The organism is Streptomyces sp. NPDC085946 (genome assembly GCF_044540485.1).
In the GTDB taxonomy this organism is placed as follows: domain Bacteria; phylum Actinomycetota; class Actinomycetes; order Streptomycetales; family Streptomycetaceae; genus Streptomyces.
In genome coordinates, this window is record NZ_JBITSF010000004.1 from 24,323 (window position 1) to 41,631 (window position 17,309).

The 17,309-nt window shown below is 74.8% G+C and carries 18 protein-coding genes and 1 pseudogene; 8 read left to right on the forward strand and 11 right to left on the reverse strand.

The window, feature by feature from the left end:
• Positions 1-163 precede the first annotated feature (163 nt).
• Both ACIF8T_RS10145 and ACIF8T_RS10150 read left to right on the forward strand, forming a co-directional pair.
• On the forward strand, positions 164-1,537 hold the full coding sequence (locus ACIF8T_RS10145; protein WP_400033161.1) for an NAD(P)/FAD-dependent oxidoreductase: 1,374 nt from the start codon (positions 164-166) through the stop codon (positions 1,535-1,537).
• A gap of 79 nt (positions 1,538-1,616) precedes the next feature.
• A complete protein-coding gene (locus ACIF8T_RS10150; protein ID WP_400033163.1) occupies positions 1,617-3,896 on the forward strand; it encodes an FUSC family protein in 2,280 nt (759 codons plus the stop codon).
• Positions 3,897-3,963: 67 nt separating this feature from the next.
• Here the strand turns inward: ACIF8T_RS10150 and ACIF8T_RS10155 are convergent, their stop codons facing one another.
• The 6 genes from ACIF8T_RS10155 to ACIF8T_RS10180 form a co-directional block, all read right to left on the reverse strand.
• On the reverse strand, positions 3,964-4,395 hold the full coding sequence (locus ACIF8T_RS10155) for a hypothetical protein (RefSeq protein WP_400033165.1): 432 nt from the start codon (positions 4,393-4,395) through the stop codon (positions 3,964-3,966).
• A 46-nt stretch (positions 4,396-4,441) separates the two neighbouring features.
• Complete coding sequence (locus ACIF8T_RS10160) at positions 4,442-5,275, reverse strand: DUF1206 domain-containing protein (protein ID WP_400033167.1); 834 nt, start codon at positions 5,273-5,275, stop codon at positions 4,442-4,444.
• A 76-nt stretch (positions 5,276-5,351) separates the two neighbouring features.
• Positions 5,352-6,212: an ANTAR domain-containing protein gene (locus ACIF8T_RS10165; RefSeq protein ID WP_400033169.1), complete on the reverse strand. Its 861-nt coding sequence runs from the start codon at positions 6,210-6,212 to the stop codon at positions 5,352-5,354.
• 230 nt (positions 6,213-6,442) lie between these two features.
• Positions 6,443-6,808 (reverse strand): DUF5133 domain-containing protein, encoded by a 366-nt coding sequence (locus ACIF8T_RS10170; protein ID WP_400033171.1) that lies wholly within the window; start codon positions 6,806-6,808, stop codon positions 6,443-6,445.
• Between the two features lie 37 nt (positions 6,809-6,845).
• The gene (locus ACIF8T_RS10175) at positions 6,846-7,715 is read right to left on the reverse strand and encodes a SigB/SigF/SigG family RNA polymerase sigma factor (protein WP_400033173.1); all 870 of its coding nucleotides are present in this window, start codon (positions 7,713-7,715) and stop codon (positions 6,846-6,848) included.
• Positions 7,716-7,915: 200 nt separating this feature from the next.
• Positions 7,916-8,356 (reverse strand): ATP-binding protein, encoded by a 441-nt coding sequence (locus ACIF8T_RS10180; protein ID WP_400033175.1) that lies wholly within the window; start codon positions 8,354-8,356, stop codon positions 7,916-7,918.
• Between the two features lie 291 nt (positions 8,357-8,647).
• Here ACIF8T_RS10180 and ACIF8T_RS10185 point away from each other — a divergent pair, with 291 nt between their 5' ends.
• Positions 8,648-8,869 carry a hypothetical protein gene (locus tag ACIF8T_RS10185; RefSeq protein WP_400033177.1) on the forward strand — a complete coding sequence of 74 codons (222 nt, stop codon included), beginning with the start codon at positions 8,648-8,650 and terminating at the stop codon, positions 8,867-8,869.
• 435 nt (positions 8,870-9,304) lie between these two features.
• Positions 9,305-9,760 (forward strand): cyclic nucleotide-binding domain-containing protein, encoded by a 456-nt coding sequence (locus ACIF8T_RS10190; RefSeq protein ID WP_400033179.1) that lies wholly within the window; start codon positions 9,305-9,307, stop codon positions 9,758-9,760.
• Between the two features lie 8 nt (positions 9,761-9,768).
• Here ACIF8T_RS10190 and ACIF8T_RS10195 read toward each other — a convergent pair whose 3' ends face one another.
• A complete protein-coding gene (locus tag ACIF8T_RS10195) occupies positions 9,769-10,383 on the reverse strand; it encodes a LysE/ArgO family amino acid transporter (protein WP_400033181.1) in 615 nt (204 codons plus the stop codon).
• Between the two features lie 66 nt (positions 10,384-10,449).
• On the opposite strand from ACIF8T_RS10195, the gene ACIF8T_RS10200 reads away from it, so the two are divergent.
• Complete coding sequence (locus ACIF8T_RS10200) at positions 10,450-11,358, forward strand: LysR family transcriptional regulator ArgP (protein ID WP_400033183.1); 909 nt, start codon at positions 10,450-10,452, stop codon at positions 11,356-11,358.
• On the opposite strand, the gene ACIF8T_RS10205 is transcribed toward ACIF8T_RS10200, so the two are convergent.
• A complete protein-coding gene (locus ACIF8T_RS10205) occupies positions 11,344-12,066 on the reverse strand; it encodes a TetR/AcrR family transcriptional regulator (protein ID WP_400033185.1) in 723 nt (240 codons plus the stop codon). The genes ACIF8T_RS10200 and ACIF8T_RS10205 overlap by 15 nt on opposite strands.
• A gap of 138 nt (positions 12,067-12,204) precedes the next feature.
• Here ACIF8T_RS10205 and ACIF8T_RS10210 point away from each other — a divergent pair, with 138 nt between their 5' ends.
• Both ACIF8T_RS10210 and ACIF8T_RS10215 read left to right on the forward strand, forming a co-directional pair.
• Entirely contained in the window at positions 12,205-13,425 is a 1,221-nt protein-coding gene (locus ACIF8T_RS10210; RefSeq protein ID WP_400033187.1) for a saccharopine dehydrogenase family protein, read from the forward strand.
• Between the two features lie 104 nt (positions 13,426-13,529).
• Positions 13,530-13,781: a WhiB family transcriptional regulator gene (locus tag ACIF8T_RS10215; RefSeq protein WP_400033189.1), complete on the forward strand. Its 252-nt coding sequence runs from the start codon at positions 13,530-13,532 to the stop codon at positions 13,779-13,781.
• A 114-nt stretch (positions 13,782-13,895) separates the two neighbouring features.
• On the opposite strand, the gene ACIF8T_RS10220 is transcribed toward ACIF8T_RS10215, so the two are convergent.
• Entirely contained in the window at positions 13,896-14,345 is a 450-nt protein-coding gene (locus ACIF8T_RS10220; RefSeq protein WP_400033191.1) for a DUF6098 family protein, read from the reverse strand.
• Positions 14,346-14,492: 147 nt separating this feature from the next.
• On the opposite strand from ACIF8T_RS10220, the pseudogene ACIF8T_RS10225 reads away from it, so the two are divergent.
• Positions 14,493-14,830, forward strand: a pseudogene (locus tag ACIF8T_RS10225) (DUF488 domain-containing protein); the annotation flags it as partial.
• A 51-nt stretch (positions 14,831-14,881) separates the two neighbouring features.
• Here ACIF8T_RS10225 and ACIF8T_RS10230 read toward each other — a convergent pair.
• Together ACIF8T_RS10230 and ACIF8T_RS10235 are read right to left on the reverse strand one after the other, a co-directional pair.
• The gene (locus tag ACIF8T_RS10230) at positions 14,882-16,555 is read right to left on the reverse strand and encodes an FAD-binding dehydrogenase (RefSeq protein ID WP_400033193.1); all 1,674 of its coding nucleotides are present in this window, start codon (positions 16,553-16,555) and stop codon (positions 14,882-14,884) included.
• Between the two features lie 24 nt (positions 16,556-16,579).
• Positions 16,580-17,206: a TetR/AcrR family transcriptional regulator gene (locus ACIF8T_RS10235; protein WP_400033195.1), complete on the reverse strand. Its 627-nt coding sequence runs from the start codon at positions 17,204-17,206 to the stop codon at positions 16,580-16,582.
• Between the last annotated feature and the right edge of the window lie 103 nt (positions 17,207-17,309).

Here is a 17,309-nt window from a genome sequence, read left to right on the forward strand (position 1 = left end):
GGCGGGGCATGGTGGGGATCGACGCGTTCGTCCGCCTGCCCTGTCCGGCTGGCGCCCCGGCCGGGTACCCGGTGGGATCAAGGTGGGTTCGAAGGGGTGCGAACCCGCGATCCAGGGGCAGGCGAAAGGCGTTGAGGCAGACCGCCTGGAGCCGCAGAAAGGGATGAACACCGTGACACGACCCAGGATCCTGGTGGTTGGCGCAGGCTTCGCCGGCGTGGAGTGCGTCCGCCGCCTGGAACGCAAGCTGTCCCCCGACGAGGCCGACGTCACGCTGGTGACGCCGTTCGCCTACCAGCTCTACCTGCCGCTGCTGCCCCAGGTCGCCTCCGGCGTGCTGACGCCGCAGTCGATCGCCGTGTCCCTGCGCCGCAGCAAGAAGTACCGCACCCGGATCATCCCGGGCGGGGCGATCGGCGTGGACCTGAAGGCGAAGGTCTGCGTCATCCGCACCATCACCGACAAGATCGTCAACGAGCCGTACGACTACATCGTGCTGGCTCCCGGCAGCGTCACCCGCACCTTCGACATCCCGGGCCTGACGGACCACGCCTTCGGGATGAAGACGCTCGCCGAGGCCGCCTACATCCGCGACCACGTCATCGCCCAGCTCGACCTCGCCGACGCCAGCCAGGACCCGGCCGAACGGGCCTCCCGGCTGCAGTTCGTGGTGGTCGGCGGCGGTTACGCGGGCACGGAGACCGCGGCCTGCCTGCAGCGCCTGACGCACGCGGCCGTCCGGCGGTACCCGCGGCTGGACCCGGGCCTGATCAAGTGGCACCTCATCGACATCGCGCCGAAGCTGATGCCCGAGCTGGGCGAGAAGCTCGGCGGCAGCGCCCAGGAGATCCTGCGCCGGCGCGGCATCGAGATCTCGCTCGGCGTCTCGATCGCCAAGGCCGGTCCCGAGGAGGTCACCTTCACCGACGGCCGGGTGATCCCGACCCGCACGCTGATCTGGACCGCCGGGGTCGTCGCCAGCCCGCTCATCGCCACGCTCGGCGCGGAGACCGTCAAGGGGCGGCTCGCCGTCACCGCCGAGATGTGCCTGCCGGGCCACGACGGGGTGTTCGCCCTCGGCGACTCGGCCGCCGTGCCCGACCTGGCCAAGGGCCAGGAGGGGGCGGTGTGCCCGCCCACCGCCCAGCACGCCCTGCGGCAGGGCAGGCACGTCGCCGACAACGTCATCGCGACGCTGCGCGGCCGGTCGATGCAGCCCTACCGGCACAAGGACCTCGGTCTCGTCGTGGACCTCGGCGGCAAGGACGCGGTGTCCAAGCCGCTCGGCGTGGAGCTGCGGGGCCTGCCCGCCCAGGCGGTGGCGCGCGGCTACCACTGGTCGGCGCTGCGCACCAACGTCGCCAAGGCGCGGGTGATGACGAACTGGCTGCTGAACGCGGTCGCCGGCGACGACTTCGTGCGGACGGGCTTCCAGGCCCGCAAGCCCGCCAAGCTGAAGGACTTCGAGTACACCGACGCGTACCTGAGGCCGGAGCAGGTGCGGGCGCACGTCGCGGGCACCGAACGGCTGGACTGAACAACGCGGCACACCGCGCTCCGGTCCCCGGCGGGCCGTGCCGGGGCCGGAGCGCGCGTGCGGCGGGAGAGACGACGGCGTGAGGGAAGCGGGACGCCCGGTGCGGACACGACTGCGGGACCGTGTCGCGGCGTCCGATCCGGGGCTGCTGCGGCTGACGGCGGGACTGCGCACGGTGGGCGCGATCGCGTCCGCCCTGGCCGTGCTCGCCGTGCTGGGGGCCGACGTCACCCATCTGGTGGCGGGGGCCATGGCGGCGATGGCGGCCACCTTCGCGATCCGGGAGAAGCAGCGCGCCGCGCAGGCCGTGACGCTGGCGCTGGGGCTGCCGGTGGCGCTGGCCTCCGTGTCCCTGGGCGCGCTGCTGCACACCCGGGTCGTGGCCGGCGACGTCTTCTTCGTCGTCCTGATCTTCTGCGCGGTGTACGGCCGCCGGTTCGGCGACCGCGGCACCGCCCTCGGGCTGATCGGCTTCCAGGTCTACTTCCTGTCCCTGTTCGTCGGCGCCACGCCCGCGGAGCTGCCGGCGCTGTGCGGGGCGATCACGGTGGCGTTCGCGTGCAGCGCCGTGGTGCGTTTCGCCGTGGTGCCGGTGACGCCGGCCGGTGTGCTGGAGCGGCTGCGGCAGGCCTTCCGCGCCCGGCTGGCCCGGCTGGTGACCGCGCAGCTCGCCCTGCTGGACGCCGTCGGGCCGGAGGAGGCGGACCGGGCGCTGCGCGACGTACGCGAGGGCACGGCGCGGCTGCACGAGACGGCGCTGATGATCCAGGGCCGGCTGGAGGAGGGCACGCCCGACGCGTCCGTCGCGCGGCTCGTGCAGCGGCGCGTCGCGGACGCCGAGATCGCCGCCGAGCGGCTGGGCCTGCTGCTGCTGTCGGCGCGCGGCGCCGAGCGGGCGGACACCCTGGCCCTGCACCTGCCGGGCGCGCCGGCCCCGCCCGCGGACCGGCCGCCCGCCCCGGACGCGGCGATCGCGACGCTGCGCCGCGACCTGATGGCGCTGCGCACGCTGGTGACGCACACCGGGACCTCCGGCACCGCGCTGTCCCACGTGCGCAACCGGCTGCTCGGGTACCGCGACGAGGAGCGCCTGCCGTCCGGCCCGCCCGCCGTCCAGGACGTGTTCCGGGGCATCGGCGAGGCCGCCCGCGCCGTGCTCGGGCTGCGCGTCGCGCTGGACGGCCCGCAGGACGAGTCGGACGACTCTCCGGCCACGGCCCGCTCCCGGGAGGAGATGGACGCCGAGGACGCCGCCATCGACGCCGGTGAGGAGGGCGCGGACGAGGCGGAGCGGACGGGGCTGCGGCGGCCCACCACGCGCGCGGCCGTGCAGGTCGCCGTGGGGTCGACGCTGGCGATCGTCGGCGGGGAGCTGCTGTCCGCGCAGCGCTGGTACTGGGCGGTGCTGACGTGCTGGATCGTGTTCCTCAACACCGCCTCGACCGGCGAGATCCTGGTCAAGGGCTACCGGCGGCTGCTCGGCACGGTCTTCGGCGTGGTGGCCGGGATCGTGCTGGCGGGCCTGGTCGGCCGGCACACCTGGACGGCGTTCGCGCTGGTGCTGGTGCTGATCTTCGCCATGTTCTACGTCGCGCCGCTGTCCTACACGCTGATGTCGTTCTTCGTCACCGCGATGCTGGGGCTGCTGTACACGCTGCTGCACACCTACAGCCTCGACGTGCTCGTGCTGCGCGTGGAGGAGACGGCGCTGGGCGCGGCGTGCGGTGTGGTCGCGGCGGCGCTGGTCCTGCCGGTGCGCACCGACCGCCGCACGAACGAGCTGCTGGGCACTGTGCTGGACCGGCTCGCCGACGTCACGGAGGGCGCCGTCGGGCAGCTCAGCGGCGGCCCGTCGGACGACCTGCTGGACAAGGCGCGCGAGCTGGACAAGGCGCTGGGCGACCTGCGCGCGGCCGTCCAGCCGCTCACCCACCCGGTCACGCCGCTGCGGGCCCGGCGCAGCACGGCCCAGTACGTCGTGGCGCTGCTGGAGACCTGCGCCTACCACGCGCGGTCCCTGGCGGCGACGGCCGAGCTGCTGCCCACCCATCCCTCGATCGCGGCCGATCCCCGGCTGCGCGGGGCGGCGCGGCGCACGGTGGTCAACATCGAGGCGATCGCGGCGCGGGTCCGGGCCGTGGACGACGGGGCCGCGGCGCGTGACGGGCGGGACGCCGCAGGCGTCGCCGCCGTGGTCGGGACGGGCCCGTCGATCGCCTCGCTGCTGGGGCCGGGCGGGGGCACGGCACGCTACGGCCGGGTCACCGACCGGGTGCTGCGGCACCTGGAGCGCCTGGACGAGGCGGTGGTGGGCCTCGCCCGGCCGCTGGAGGTGCCGGTGGCGGCGCCGTCGAGATGACGCCCGGCGCGGGCCCCGGCGGGCACGCCGACGAACCGGCGTACGGCGACCGGTGGCCGCGCGCCGGTCAGAAGTCGGTCGGCAGGCCGCTGACCTCGGCGATGCCCCGCAGCTCCTCGTTCTGGCGGTGTCGTTCCCGGATGTAGTCGGCGATCTCGCCGAGGCGCTCCGGGTCGGACGCGGTGGCCGCGTCGGTGACCACCCGGACCGGGCCGGTGTCGTCCACGTCGATCTCGATCACCTCGTTGTCGAGGCGGCCGGTGACGGCGGTGGCGATGACGAGAGCGGCCTCGTCGCGGATCTCCTGGGGCAGGGCGTCGCTCTCCCCGCCGTCCAGCGCGAAGTCGAGGGTGGACAGGCGCTGCTCGTCTATGGCCTGCAGCACCGGCTCCACCACCTGCAGCAGGAGCCGGTAGTCCTCCGTGTCCATCCGGATGCGCAGGAGGTCGAGGTAGACGTCCACGGGCCGGCCGTCCGGCGGAATCTCGGAATCGCTCATTTCATCCGTCTTCCCCCCACAGCGCCGCTCAGACCCCGGGGGACACTCAGACCCTGCGCCAGCGGGCCATGGCGAAGGAGAACACGCCGAACAGCACCAGACCGGCCGCGACGCAGACCAGCAGCCAGGGCCCCAGCGGGGTGTCGGCCAGGGAGCGGAGGGTGTCGTCGAGGCCCTTGGCCCGATCGGGGTCGTAGGCGACCGCGGCGCGGATCGCGAAGGCGCCCGCCGCGGCGAACACCAGGCCGCGCGCCGCCCCACCGACGACGCCGGTGACATCCACCGCCCGCCGGGTCCGCGGGCTCATCTGCCCGAGCTTCATCTTGTCGCGGTACTTGCGCAGGACCGCGCGGACGCCGATCCCCACCCCGACGCCGACGACCACCGCTCCGGCCGCCCCGACCAGCCACTGGCCGGCGGGCACCTCCAGGAGCCGGGCGGTGACGTCCCGGGACTGCCGGTCGCTCGATCCGCCGCTGTTGTCGCCGTTCACCGCGAAGGAGAACACGGAGTAGGCGACGAACGTGTAGAACGCGCAGCGGGCCGCCGCCATCAGCCGCTTCTTGGGGCTGCGGCCGTCCCGGCCGGCGGAGCCGAACAGCACCTCCGACAGCCGCCACAGGGCCATCCCCGCGAGCCCGATGCCCAGGGCCCACAGCAGGACCGACCCGAACGGCCGGTCCGCGAGTTCGGCCACGGCGCCGCCGCGGTCCGCCTCGCGCTTCCCGTCGCCGAAGGCGATCTGCAGGGCCAGCGTTCCGACCAGCAGGTAGATCACGCCCCGGGCCGCGAGCCCGGCCCGTGCCGCGCCCTCGGTCACCGAACCGTTCGCCGCGCGCCGTACCCCGGCCCGCCCCCGTACCAGCGCACTCGTCTCCATTGTCGACCTCCCGGGGATGCGAATGCCCCGGCTCGGCCCGCACACACGCGCTGCCGGGCGGCCGGGGCCGGTGCGGTCACCTCCGCCGTTCGATCCGCGACCCGCGGTGGGCGCGGCCCAGGGCGTGCAGGTGCTCCAGGGCGTCGGCCACGACGGTGTACCGGTACCAGGCGAGCCACCGGCCCGCCTCCGTCCCCATCGTGTCCAGCGCCTTGATCCGGGACTCGGCGAGGTCCGTCGGCGGGTGGCCGGCGTGCGCCGACGCCATGCCGACGCACACTCCGGCGGCGGTGGTCAGCGGCACGCTGTGGCAGGCGGCGCCGCCCGCTTCGAGGACGGTGCGGCGGGCGGGTTCCGTGCACACCGGGTCGGTCTCCACGTCGGGCACGGTGACCCGGGTGACGTCGCGGGCGGCCGGCGCGCAGGACGTGCCGTCCTCGCCGGCGAACGCGAAGAAGCCGACGAAGTCGGCCGGCAGCCCGGCGTGCTTCTCCCCGCGCAGGCCGCCGGCCGCCCGGTCCGCCATCGGTACGTCGCCCATGTCCGTGCCGACCACGGTCAGGGTGCGCCGCAGCACCGCCCCGAGGACGGCGCCCCGGCTGCCGGAGCCGGTGCGGTGGGCGGTGGTGAAGCCGAGGGCGGGCTCCGGCCGGCGGATCCGGCGCGGGAACCACGGGGCGTCGGGTTCGTCCGGGCGCGGGGTGGACACCAGGGTGCCGGCGAGGTCCCGCATCTTCACGTTGAACCGCCGGGAGGCCCGCTGCATCAGCGCGAACGCGCTGTCCCCGTAGGGCAGCGCGTACCGTTCCTGGAGCATGCCCCGGGCCTGGGAGATCAGCGGGTAGACGCGGGAGCGGGCCCGCAGGTCGCGCACCCCGGCCCGCAGCCGCCGCAGTTCCCCGTCGTCGCCGGCCGCTTCCCGCCCCGCCGAGGCCATGGGGCGCCTCTTTCGTTCTCGCTCGCCGACGCAGGCGGCCCGTTCCGCGGCGGTCGCCGCGGAACGGGCCTGTGGTGCCGCGCCGTCCCCGTGCACACGCGGGCGGCGGAGGTCCGGCTTCCGGTCGGCGGCGGGGCGGCCGCCCGCCGGAGGGCCGCCGGGCAGTGAGGGCTCTGCCCGTCGAAGGTGTCCGGGTGGGGGCGGCGAGCGACGCGCGCCCCGCTCCCCCGTCAGTCGGCCAGGGACGCGGTCCCGCTCAGCGGCACGGTCTCGCGCACCGGCAGGACCTCCCGCACCGGCGCGGGCCGCCGCACCACGGACGCGGTCTTGCGCAGGGCCGCCGCCGCGCGCGGCGGCGCGGTCTCCCGCGGGGAGAGGGTCTTGGGTGTCGTCGGCGTGGTGTCGGGCGCGAGCCAGCGGTACGCCGCCTCCAGCGCGTCCCGTACCTCCCGCGTGCCGGTGGACACGCACAGCGTGTACTCCAGGTCGCGTGCCCGGGAGCTCGGCTCGACGGCGTCGCCCGCGGCCTCGGCGGCCGAGAGCGCCTCGTACTCGTCGACGAGCCGGCGCAGCACGGCGGGGTGGGGCCTCAGCATGTTCTGTCTCACTCCTTGTGGGGGGGGTCGGGGCTGGTCAGGCCGCCGTCGTGCTGCCGCCGCCGCGGCGGCCCGCTCGCTGGCCCATCACCTCGTCGCGCACGCGGGCGCAGCTGCGGCTGATGAGGCGGGAGACGTGCATCTGGGAGATGCCCAGACGGTCGGCGATGCGACTTTGTGTCATGTCCTCGAAGAAACGCATGTAGAGGATGGCGCGCTCCCGCTCGGGCAGGCGGCGCAGCCCTTCCTTGGCGGACTCCCGGTCGATCACGACGTCGTACGACGAGTCCGTCGCGCCGAGGGTGTCGGCGAGGCTGTAGCCGTCGTCGTCGGTGGACAGCTCGGCGTCCAGCGACAGGGTGCTGAAGCTCTCCAGCGCCTCCAGCCCGGCGCTGACCTCTTCCTCGGTCAGGCCGGTGTGGGCGGCGATGTCGGCGACGGACGGTTCGGGACTGCCCGGGTTCTGGGTCAGTTCCCGGCGGGCCACGCGCACCTTGTTGCGCAGTTCCTGCACCCTGCGCGGCACCCGCAGGGCCCACATACGGTCACGGAAGTGGCGCTTGACCTCTCCCGTGATGGTCGGCACGGCATAGCTCTCGAAGGCTCCCCGGCTCGGGTCGAACCGGTCGATCGCCTTCACCAGCCCGAGGGCCGCCACCTGGCGCAGGTCCTCGATGGACTCGCCGCGGTCGCGGAACCGGCCGGCGATGCGGTGAGCCATGGGCAGCCAGAGGGTGACGAGTTCGTCGCGGACGGCGTCCCGTTCGGGCCCGTCCTCCAGCTCCGCCAGCCGGGAGAAGAGTTCCGCGGTGTCGGGCGCGTCGTCGTGCCGCCGCCTGGGGGCGGCGGGGGCGGCGCTCTTCGGCTCGGGCGTGCCGGGACGGTTGGTCGGCGTATCGATCAGCATGCGGATTCGCTCCTGAACGGTCGTTTCAGGGTCTTACCGCGGGAGGGGCGCTGCCCGGAGCCACCTGGACGGCCCGGAGCAGCCATACCGCTCCCGCAGGCGCGCCTCCGGTCCGAAGCACGAAACTGCGTCTGCCCTGGCGCCGGGGGAGCAAACTCCGCTTCGCCGCACAATCTTCTCGTCCGGCCCGTGCCCCCCGGTCATGTCAAGGGCACCACAGCAGTGATGCGCTTGCCCCCGGACGGCAGGTCCGACACCCGGACCTCCTGCGCCAGCCGGCAGACGATGGGCCAGCCGTGGCCGCCGAGCCTGCGGCGCCCCTGGCCGTCGGTGGGCGGCACGGCCCGCGGCACCGCGTCGCTGCGGTCGCTCACCGAGACGCGCAGTCCCGGGCCGACGACGTCGACGCTGAAGTCGGTGACGCCGCCGCCGTGCAGCATGGCGTTGGCCGTCAGCTCGGAGGCGACGAGCAGGGCGTCGGACAGGGCGTCGGCGTCGCACGGGGTGCGGGTCTCCCGGCAGCGGGCGGCCACCGCCCGTTCCACGGCCTCGCGCGCCTCGGCCGGCTTGCTCGGCCGCGCCCCGGGCCGGTCCGCGCGGCGCGGTTCGTATACGGTGTCGATCGCGTGCTCCTCGCACATCCTGAAACTCCCTGGTCGGAGAAGTCGGAGTCGGTGAACGGATGCCGGCGACGGGTGCCGGCCGTGCGGGCCCGGGGACGGCTCCTCGCCGTTCCGGTGCGGCCGTTGCGCGGACGCGGCCCCTGCGGCCCGGCCGCGCCGGTCGCGGAGCGTGTCGTCCGCACGCCGCGGGCCTCCTTGTCCGGCTCACCTCTCCCGAAGCGGACAAACCTCCCTCTCCCCCGGATCGCCGAACGTCCCCGGCCGCGGATCGGCTGCCATCACGGCGCGTCACCGGGGTATGCGGAAGTCATGAGCGATGTGGTGGACTCCGACGAACTGCTGCGGCGCATCCAGCGGGCGAGGGCCTGCGCGGAGCAGGAGGAACAGGCCTGGCGCAGGCGGACCGACGAGCTGGGAGGGTCCGATCCGGACGGGGCACGCGACGCCGCCGTCCGGACGGTGGCCTACGGGGCCGTGCTCCGGGTGCTGGACGAGATCCTGACCCCGGGCAGGCACCCGGCGCCGCAGTGACCCGACGCGGCGGGGTCCCGGCCGGGCGCCCGCGGGGACGTCCCGGCCCGGCCCGGGCGATCCGGAGCCGAAGACGACCCGGGTGAGGGCCGCCGATGGAGGGCGGCCGAGTGAAACAGGTCACTCGACCCGGTTATGGTTGGTCACAGACCCACCGAACGGTTTATCGTTCATTCATACGTGGTGACGGAGTCGACCGCATGTCCTCCGTGCGCCCCCTCTGCTGCCCTGGCTGGTTTCCCCCGTCCAGCCAGGGCTTTTCTCTGCCTCCGGTGTGACGCGCGCGGCCGTCCGCGCCCCGGGGACTCCCGTGACGAGGTCCTCCCGAAGACCACCGCGCGGCGCCGTCAGCCGAGGTGCCCCGAACGGCCGCAGCGGCTGAAATGGGCGTAGGGAAAACACCGGAACCGACTGCCCGGCGAGGAGTCCCGCGTCATGACCAAAGCGATCAAACTGCTGTCGGCCCTCCCCCCGCCCCAGCGCCAGCGCCTCACGGCGCTCGCCCGCGAGGTGTCCTTCCCGGAGGACACCCGCATCTTCGAGGCGGGCGGCACGGCCGACCGCTTCTGGGTCATCCGTTCCGGGGCGGTCTCCCTGGACCAGCGGGTGGACTCCCTGCGGCGGGTGACGGTCGCCAGTCTCGGCGCGGGCGACCTGCTCGGCTGGTCCTGGCTGTTCCCTCCGTACCAGTGGGACTTCGGCGCGGAGGCCTTCAGCCCCGTACGGGCCTACGAGTTCGACGCGGCGGCGGTGCTCGGGCTCTGCGAGGAGGACCCGCGTCTGGGGTTCGTGCTGGTCCGCAGTGTCGCCGAGATCCTCGCGCACCGGCTGGAGATGACCCGGGGCAAGCTCATGGAGCAGTACGCGCTGCACCGGCGCAGCGCGCTGTAGCGCACGGCTCACGCCCCCGCGACGAGGGTGACGCCGAGGACGATCATGGTCGCGGCCACCAGCCCGTCCAGGACCCGCCAGGCCGCGGGCCTGGCCAGGACGCGGCCCAGCAGCCGGGCCCCGAAGCCCAGGGCGGTGAACCAGCACACGCTGGCCGCGACGGCGCCGAGCCCGAAGGTCCAGCGCAGCGCGCCGTGGTCGGCGGCGACCGACCCCAGCAGGAAGACGGTGTCCAGGTACACGTGCGGGTTGAGCCAGGTCAGCGCCAGGCAGGTGAGCACGGCCCGGCGGACCGACCCGGCCGCCTCGCCGTCCGTGCGCAGCGCGCCGGCCGGCCGGAACACCCGGCGCGCGGCGAGGGCGCCGTAACAGAGCAGGAACGCCCCGCCGACCCAGCCCACCACCGTGAGCGCGCCCGGCCAGGACACCACCACCGCCCCGACCCCGCCCACGCCCAGGGCGATCAGGGCGGCGTCGGACAGGGCGCAGATGGCGACGACGGCGAGGACGGCGTCGCGGCGGATCCCCTGGCGCAGGACGAAGGCGTTCTGGGCGCCGATGGCGACGATGAGGGAGAGGCCGGTGCCGAATCCGGCGGCCGCGGTGGTGAGGGTGCTGGGCATGGCCCCGACGCTAGAGCGGCGCTCGATGAAGGTACAGCTAAAGATTCTTACGTAACATTAGCGCTCGTGATGACGGACCTCCCCCTGGACCAGGTGCGGACCCTGCTCGCGGTGGTGGACGAGGGCACCTTCGACGCGGCGGCGGCCGCCCTGCACCTGACGCCGTCGGCGGTCAGCCAGCGGGTGAAGGCGCTGGAGCAGCGCACCGGACGCGTGCTGCTGCTGCGCACCAAGCCGGTGCGGCCGACCGAGTCGGGCGAGGTGCTGGTGCGGCTGGCCCGGCAGGTGGCGCGGCTGGAGCGGGACGCGTTCGCGGAGCTGGGGCTGAGCGGCGGCGGGGAGCCGACCCGGGTGTCGGTGGCGGTGAACGCGGACTCGCTGGCGACCTGGTTCCTCGGGGCGCTGCGGCGGGTGCCGCCGGAGCTGGGGCTCTGCTTCGAACTGCACCGGGAGGACGAGGACCACACGGCGGCGCTGCTGCGCGAGGGCCTGGTGATGGCCGCGGTGACCTCCTCGCCCGACCCCGTGCCGGGCTGCTCGGTGCGGCCCCTGGGGCGGATGCGGTACCTGCCCGTGGCGCACCCGGACTTCGCCGCCCGGCACCTGGACGGCCCGCTGCCCGAGGTGCTGGCCCGGGCGCCCGTGGTGGTCTTCGACCGGCGGGACGACTTCCAGGACGGGTTCGTCCGCCGGCTCACCCGCGGGCGGGCCGAGGCGAGCGCCCGGCGGCACCACGTGCCGACGTCGGAGGGGTTCGCCGAGGCCGTCGCCGCCGGCATGGGCTGGGGCATGGTGCCCGAGGCGCAGGCGGAGCCCCTGCTGCGGGCGGGCCGGCTGGTCGAGCCGGCCCCGGGCCGGGCGGTCGACGTCCCGCTGTACTGGCAGCAGTGGAGGCTCGACTCGCCCGCTCTCGCGGCGGTGGCCGAGGCGGTGACGGCCGCGGCGGCCGCCGCGCTGCGCTCAGCCGCCCCCTGACCCGGGGCGCGCTGCCCGTGCCTGTGCCGCGGCGCTGTCCAGCAGCATCTCCAGGGCGGTGGGGTAGGCGCTGGTGACCATGCGGGTGGCGAGGAGGGGGGCCGCCTCGGCGATCCGCGGGTGCGTGGCGGCGGGCAGCCGCCCGTACGTCGAGCGCCACATCTCCTCGTCGGCGCGCAGGCGGGCGCGGGGCAGGGCCAGCGCGGCGGCGTCCAGCGCGGCGAACGCCAGGGCGGTGTCGACGAACGCGTGGTAGACGCGCACCGCGTCCGGCAGCGCGAACCCGGCCGTGTGCAGCACCTGGAGGATCGCCTCGTCGGCCGCCAGTTCGTGGGCGCGGCCGGAGACCCGGCTCGCGGTCAGCACCGCGGCCTGCGGGTGCGCCACGTACGCGGCGTGGATGCGCAGCCCGATGTCCCGCAGGTCCGTGCGCCACCTCCCCGTCGGCGCCCAGCCCCGCAGGGCCTGCCCGATGAGCGCGTCGCCGATGGCCAGGGTCAGGTCGTCCATGCCCCGGAAGTAGCGGTAGAGGGCGCTGGGGTCGCAGTCGAGGGCCAGGCCGAGGCGGCGGGCGGTCAGGCCCGCGCCGCCGTGCTCGCGCAGCAGGCGCAGCGCGGCCTCGACGATCAGTTCCTCGGACAGTACCCGGCCGCCCTTGGTGGGCCGGCGCCGGCGCCGCCGCTCCTCCGGCACGACCGGTTTGGGCATCCCGGACCCCCTCCGCCTCGTCCCGGCGCCCCGCGCGCCTTATGCCAACGCCATTGACCTTAACGGACGGGCGGGCGTTGTATCTCCCGCCAGGGGCCCCGCACGTCATCGCCGACCATGGACACAGAAGGAGTCGTCATGCGCGTACTGCTCGTGGGCGCCGGCGGAGTGGGGACCGCCGTCACCCGGATCGCCGCCCGCCGCCCGTTCTTCGAGGAGATGGTGGTGGCCGACCGCGACCCGGCCCGGGCCGAGGCGGCCGTCGCGGCGCTCGGCCCGGACGGCGCCCGCTTCCGGGCCGAGCGGGCCGATGCCGGGGACCGGGCGCAGGTGGCGTCGCTGCTGGGGCGCCACGGGTGCGACGTCCTCCTCAACGCCACCGACCCCCGGTTCGTGATGCCGCTGTTCGGGGCGGCACTGGACGCCGGCGCCGCCTACCTGGACATGGCGATGTCGCTGTCCCGGCCGCACCCGCAGCGCCCGTACGAGGAGTGCGGGGTCAAGCTCGGCGACGCCCAGTTCGAGCGGGCGGCCGACTGGGAGCGCGCGGGCCGCCTCGCCCTGGTCGGCATGGGCGTGGAGCCCGGCCTGTCGGACGTGTTCGCCCGGCACGCCGCCGACGAGCTCTTCGACGAGATCGAGGAGATCGGCGTCCGCGACGGCGCGAACCTCACCGTCGACGGGTACGGCTTCGCGCCCTCCTTCAGCATCTGGACCACGATCGAGGAATGCCTCAACCCACCGGTCGTCTACGAATCCGGCCGCGGCTGGTTCACCACCGAACCCTTCAGCGAGCCGGAGGTGTTCGACTTCCCCGAGGGCATCGGTCCGGTCGAGTGCGTGAACGTCGAGCACGAGGAGGTGCTGCTGGTGCCGCGCTGGATCGGTGCCCGCCGGGTCACCTTCAAGTACGGCCTGGGCGGCGAGTTCGTCGAGACGCTGAAGACGCTGCACCGGCTGGGGCTGGACCGTACCGCCCCGGTGACCGTCCCCGGGGCGGCGGGGCCGGTCGAGGTGTCGCCGCGCGACGTCGTCGCCGCCTGCCTGCCCGACCCGGCGACGCTGGGCGGGCGGATGCACGGCAAGACCTGCGCGGGCACCTGGGTGCGCGGCGTCAAGGACGGGGCACGGCGCGAGGTGTACCTGTACCACGTGGTCGACAACCAGTGGTCCATGGCGGAGTACGGCTGCCAGGCCGTGGTGTGGCAGACGGCCGTCAACCCGGTCGTCGCCCTGGAGCTGATCGCCACGGGCGCCTGGTCGGGGACGGGTGTGCTCGGTCCCGAGGCGTTCCCGGCCCGGCCGTTCCTGGACCTGCTCACCGCGTACGGCTCGCCCTGGGGAATGCGCGAGCAGTGACGGTTCGTCGCGGAGACGTTGTTTTGCCTCGGCTCTGCCGGTGACCCGAAGAGGAGCAAGGCATTCGAAAGGGACGTATCTACCGCGATCGCAGGTGAGATTCGATGGACAACTGGCGCAACCACGCCGCCTGCCGGCACGAGGACCCCGACCTCTTCTTCCCGGTCGGCACCTCCGGCCCGGCCCTGCTGCAGGCGGAGCAGGCCAAGGCGGTGTGCCGCCGCTGCCCCGTGACGGAGCAGTGCCTGCAATGGGCTCTGGACACCGGGCAGTCCATCGGGGTGTGGGGCGGCACGAGCGAGACGGAACGGCGCGCGATCAAGCGGCGCGCGGGCTCCCGCCGGGGCGCCGGCTGACCAGCGGCGGAACCGCGGCCGAAGGGGCCCCCGGGAGACGATCCCGAGGGCCCCTTCGGCGTGCCGCGCGGGTCCGTGCGCCGGGGCGGGTCGCGCGGGGAGCGCGCGGCCGGCTCAGCGGCCGCTGCGCCGCAGCGGCCCCCAGGGGTGCTCCTGGCGGGCCACCTCCTCCTGCGCCTCCTCGATGACCTGGTCGTCGATCCAGCACTTCGGCCGGACGTCGGTGACCAGCGGTTCGTTGTCCGGCCCGCGGGCCGCCTCCTTGCCCGTGAGCACCCAGGGCCGTACACCGGGGCCCTTCTCGTGCGGCAGGTGCGCGTAGTCGTGCAGGCGGCGGGCCACCCACAGCCGTACGGGCCGGTCCTCCCACCACGGCTCCAGGCCGAGCGGGTTGGCGGACAGGCCCGGCATCCGCACCCCGGTGAGGTCGTCCATGCTGGACACGTCGGGGAGGTCGATCGCCGGACCGCGTGACCAGCGCACGTACAGGCCCTCGCTGCCCTCCACCAGATCGGTCAGTTCGGCGAGTGTGCGCACGACCGGCAGGTCGTCGGTTGCGCTCATGTCGTGACCTCCCTCGACGCTGTCAGGCGGACGGAGTACCCGCGGGCGGCAAACGGAATCGCATGATCCACCCGGCGGTGTGCCCGTGCCGGCCCGGCCGGACCGCGGTGGCCTCGCGGCACCCCTCCCCCGTCGAGGGGCCCGACCGTGAGTGTGCGCGTACGCCGTGTCCAGGAACCGCCCGAGCCGGACGACGGCGTGCGGGTGCCGGTCGACCGGCCGTGGCCGCGCGGCGTGCCGAAGGACGCGGCGCGCGTGGACGAGCGGCCCGAGGCCCTGGCCCGTCGGCCGGGCTGCGCCGCTGGTACCACGCGGGCGAGAAATCCCACGAGGAGTTCCGGGGGCGCTACGAGGCGGAGCTCGCCGCCCCGGAGGCGGCCGGGCTCCCGGCCATGTGCGCGGGCCGGCCCCGCGAGGGTCCCGTGACGCTGCTGACCGCCGTCAGGGAGCCGGAGCGCGGTCACGCGGCGGTGCCGGCCCGGCTCCCGGCGGACCGGGCCGGCTCCCGGCGGGTCGCCGGCGGCGGCTCCGCGCGGTCAGGCCGTCTGCCGGGCCGCCGCCCGGCCCGCGGCCCGGCCGGAGAAGAGGCAGCCGCCGAGGAAGGTGCCCTCCAGCGCGTTGTAGCCGTGCACGCCGCCGCCGCCGAACCCGGCCACCTCGCCGGCCGCGTACAGGCCGTCGACCGGATCGCCGTCGGCGCCCAGGGCGCGGGAGTCGAGGTCGGTCTGGATGCCGCCGAGCGTCTTGCGGGTGAGGATGTGCAGCTTGACGCCGATCAGGGGGCCGGCCGCCGGGTCGAGGACGCGGTGCGGGGCGGCGACCCGGCCCAGGCGGTCGCCGATGTAGCGGCGGGCGTTGCGGATGCCCTGGACCTGGGCGTCCTTGGCGTACGCGTGGCCGATCTGCAGGTCGCGGGCCTCGATCTGGCGCCGGATCTCCGCCGCGTCCAGGAGCGGTTCGGCGGTCAGCGCGTTCATCTTGGCGACGAGCTCCTCGACGGTGGGCGCGGTCACGAAGTCGGCGCCCTTGCGCAGGAACGCGTCGACCGGTCCGGGCGCGCCCTTGCCGAGCAGGCGTTCGCGCAGGAAGCCGGCGCGGTCCTTGGCGGTGATGTCGGGGTTCTGCTCGGACCCCGACAGGGCGAACTCCTTCTCGAGGATCTTCCGGGTGAGGATGAACCACGAGTGGTCGTGGCCCGCGAGGTCCTCGGTGGTGCGCAGGTACTCGAGGGTGCCGAGGGTGTCGTAGCCGGGCAGGTACGGCGCGGGCAGGCGGCGGCCGAGGGCGTCGAACCACAGGGGCGACGGGCCGGGCAGGATGCGGATGCCGTGGCCGGGCCAGATCGGGTCCCAGTTGCGCAGGCCCTCGGTGTAGTGCCACATGCGGTCCCGGTTGACCAGCCGGGCACCGGCCGCGGCGCTGATGTCGAGCATCCGCCCGTCGACGTAGGCCGGGACGCCGGTGACCATCTTGCCGGGCGGGGTGCCCAGCCGCTCGGGCCAGGAGCGGCGGACGATGTCGTGGTTCGCGCCGATGCCGCCGCTGGTGACGATCACGGCCTGGGCGGTGAGCTCGAACGCGCCGACCGGGTCGCGGTTGGAGGCGACGCCGCGCGGCGCGGTGTCCTCGGCCAGGACCGTGCCGCGCACCCCGGTCACGGCGCCGCCGTCGACGACCAGCTCGTCGACGCGGTGGCGGTGGTGGAAGGTGAGCAGCCCGTCGCGCGCGGCCTGCCGGGCGTGGCGGACGAACGGCTCGACGACGCCGGTGCCGGTGCCCCAGGCGACGTGGAAGCGGGGCACCGAGTTGCCGTGCCCGTGCGCCGTGAGGTCGCCGCGCTCCGCCCAGCCGACGGTCGGCAGGAACGTGATGCCGTGCCCGTCCAGCCAGGACCGCTTCTCCCCCGCCGCGAACTCGACGTACGCCCGCGCCCAGCGCACCGCCCAGGAGTCCTCGTCCTGCAGCCGGTCGAAGGCGGCGCTGCCCCGCCAGTCGTTCCACGCCAGGTCGAAGGAGTCCTTGATGCCCAGGCGCCGCTGCTCGGGGGAGCCGACGAGGAACAGCCCGCCGAAGGACCAGAACGCCTGCCCGCCGAGGTTGGCGGCGTTCTCCTGCTCGACGAGGGCGACCCTGCGGCCCCGGCTGGTCAGTTCGTGCGCGGCGACCAGACCGGCGAGGCCCGCCCCGACGACGATGACGTCGGCATCCATGGCGACCGTCCCTTCCTCAGTTCCTCATACGGGGGTGCCGCTGCCGTCGGTCAGCAGGGCGGTGAGCAGCTGCTTGAGCCAGCGCCGGGCACCGGCGGCGTCCTCGTCCAGCAGCAGTCGGGTGGTGACGCCGTCGTAGGCGGCGACCACGGCGTGGGCCGCGCCGTCGGCGCCGCCCAGGGCGGCGGGCAGCCGGGCCGGTCCGCCCGCCCGGGCGAGCCGGTCCGCGAGGGCCCGCCGCAGCCCGGCCCGGTGTTCCAGCAGGGTCCGGGCCACGTCGGGCCGGCGGGCGGCGTGCACCAGGAAGTCCGTCTTCACCAGCAGCCAGTCCCGGTCCAGGAGCAGCACCTCGGTGACCCGGTCGACGGCGGCGGGCACGTCGAGCCCGGGTCCGTCGCCGGCGAGGGCGTCGGAGACCTGCTGCGCGATGAGGTCGGCCCGCTCGCGGTAGAGCACGAAGAAGAGCTCGTCGAGGCTGGCGAAGTTGGAGTAGAAGGCGCCCCTGCTGTACCCGGCGGCCTCGCAGACCTCCTCGATGGAGACGTGGCCGAATCCCTTGGCCGCGAAGACGGAGAACGCGGCGTCGAGGAGGTTCGCACGCGTGCGCGCGCGGCGCCTCGTCACGCGCCCGGCCGTCCCCCGCACCGTCATGCCGCCCGCCTCCCGTCACCGCAGGTACGGGAACGTATCCGATGCAGCGGTGTATCGAAAGACTTCTGACCTCGGCTTTCCGGTCTCGCTCCACGAGGGGCAC

What these genes read in the sequence shown, in the direction of transcription:
- ACIF8T_RS10160 (WP_400033167.1), bottom strand. Translation starts at nt 5,275, where the DNA reads ATGGAGACGAGTGCGCTGGTACGGGGGCGGGCCGGGGTACGGCGCGCG.
- ACIF8T_RS10155 (WP_400033165.1), bottom strand. Translation starts at nt 4,395, where the DNA reads ATGAGCGATTCCGAGATTCCGCCGGACGGCCGGCCCGTGGACGTCTAC.
- ACIF8T_RS10195 (WP_400033181.1), bottom strand. Translation starts at nt 10,383, where the DNA reads ATGCCCAGCACCCTCACCACCGCGGCCGCCGGATTCGGCACCGGCCTC.
- ACIF8T_RS10185 (WP_400033177.1), top strand. Translation starts at nt 8,648, where the DNA reads ATGAGCGATGTGGTGGACTCCGACGAACTGCTGCGGCGCATCCAGCGG.
- ACIF8T_RS10165 (WP_400033169.1), bottom strand. Translation starts at nt 6,212, where the DNA reads ATGGCCTCGGCGGGGCGGGAAGCGGCCGGCGACGACGGGGAACTGCGG.
- ACIF8T_RS10235 (WP_400033195.1), bottom strand. Translation starts at nt 17,206, where the DNA reads ATGACGGTGCGGGGGACGGCCGGGCGCGTGACGAGGCGCCGCGCGCGC.
- ACIF8T_RS10215 (WP_400033189.1), top strand. Translation starts at nt 13,530, where the DNA reads ATGGACAACTGGCGCAACCACGCCGCCTGCCGGCACGAGGACCCCGAC.
- ACIF8T_RS10210 (WP_400033187.1), top strand. Translation starts at nt 12,205, where the DNA reads ATGCGCGTACTGCTCGTGGGCGCCGGCGGAGTGGGGACCGCCGTCACC.
- ACIF8T_RS10190 (WP_400033179.1), top strand. Translation starts at nt 9,305, where the DNA reads ATGACCAAAGCGATCAAACTGCTGTCGGCCCTCCCCCCGCCCCAGCGC.
- ACIF8T_RS10220 (WP_400033191.1), bottom strand. Translation starts at nt 14,345, where the DNA reads ATGAGCGCAACCGACGACCTGCCGGTCGTGCGCACACTCGCCGAACTG.
- ACIF8T_RS10230 (WP_400033193.1), bottom strand. Translation starts at nt 16,555, where the DNA reads ATGGATGCCGACGTCATCGTCGTCGGGGCGGGCCTCGCCGGTCTGGTC.
- ACIF8T_RS10180 (WP_400033175.1), bottom strand. Translation starts at nt 8,356, where the DNA reads ATGTGCGAGGAGCACGCGATCGACACCGTATACGAACCGCGCCGCGCG.
- ACIF8T_RS10205 (WP_400033185.1), bottom strand. Translation starts at nt 12,066, where the DNA reads ATGCCCAAACCGGTCGTGCCGGAGGAGCGGCGGCGCCGGCGCCGGCCC.
- ACIF8T_RS10175 (WP_400033173.1), bottom strand. Translation starts at nt 7,715, where the DNA reads ATGCTGATCGATACGCCGACCAACCGTCCCGGCACGCCCGAGCCGAAG.
- ACIF8T_RS10145 (WP_400033161.1), top strand. Translation starts at nt 164, where the DNA reads ATGAACACCGTGACACGACCCAGGATCCTGGTGGTTGGCGCAGGCTTC.
- ACIF8T_RS10170 (WP_400033171.1), bottom strand. Translation starts at nt 6,808, where the DNA reads ATGCTGAGGCCCCACCCCGCCGTGCTGCGCCGGCTCGTCGACGAGTAC.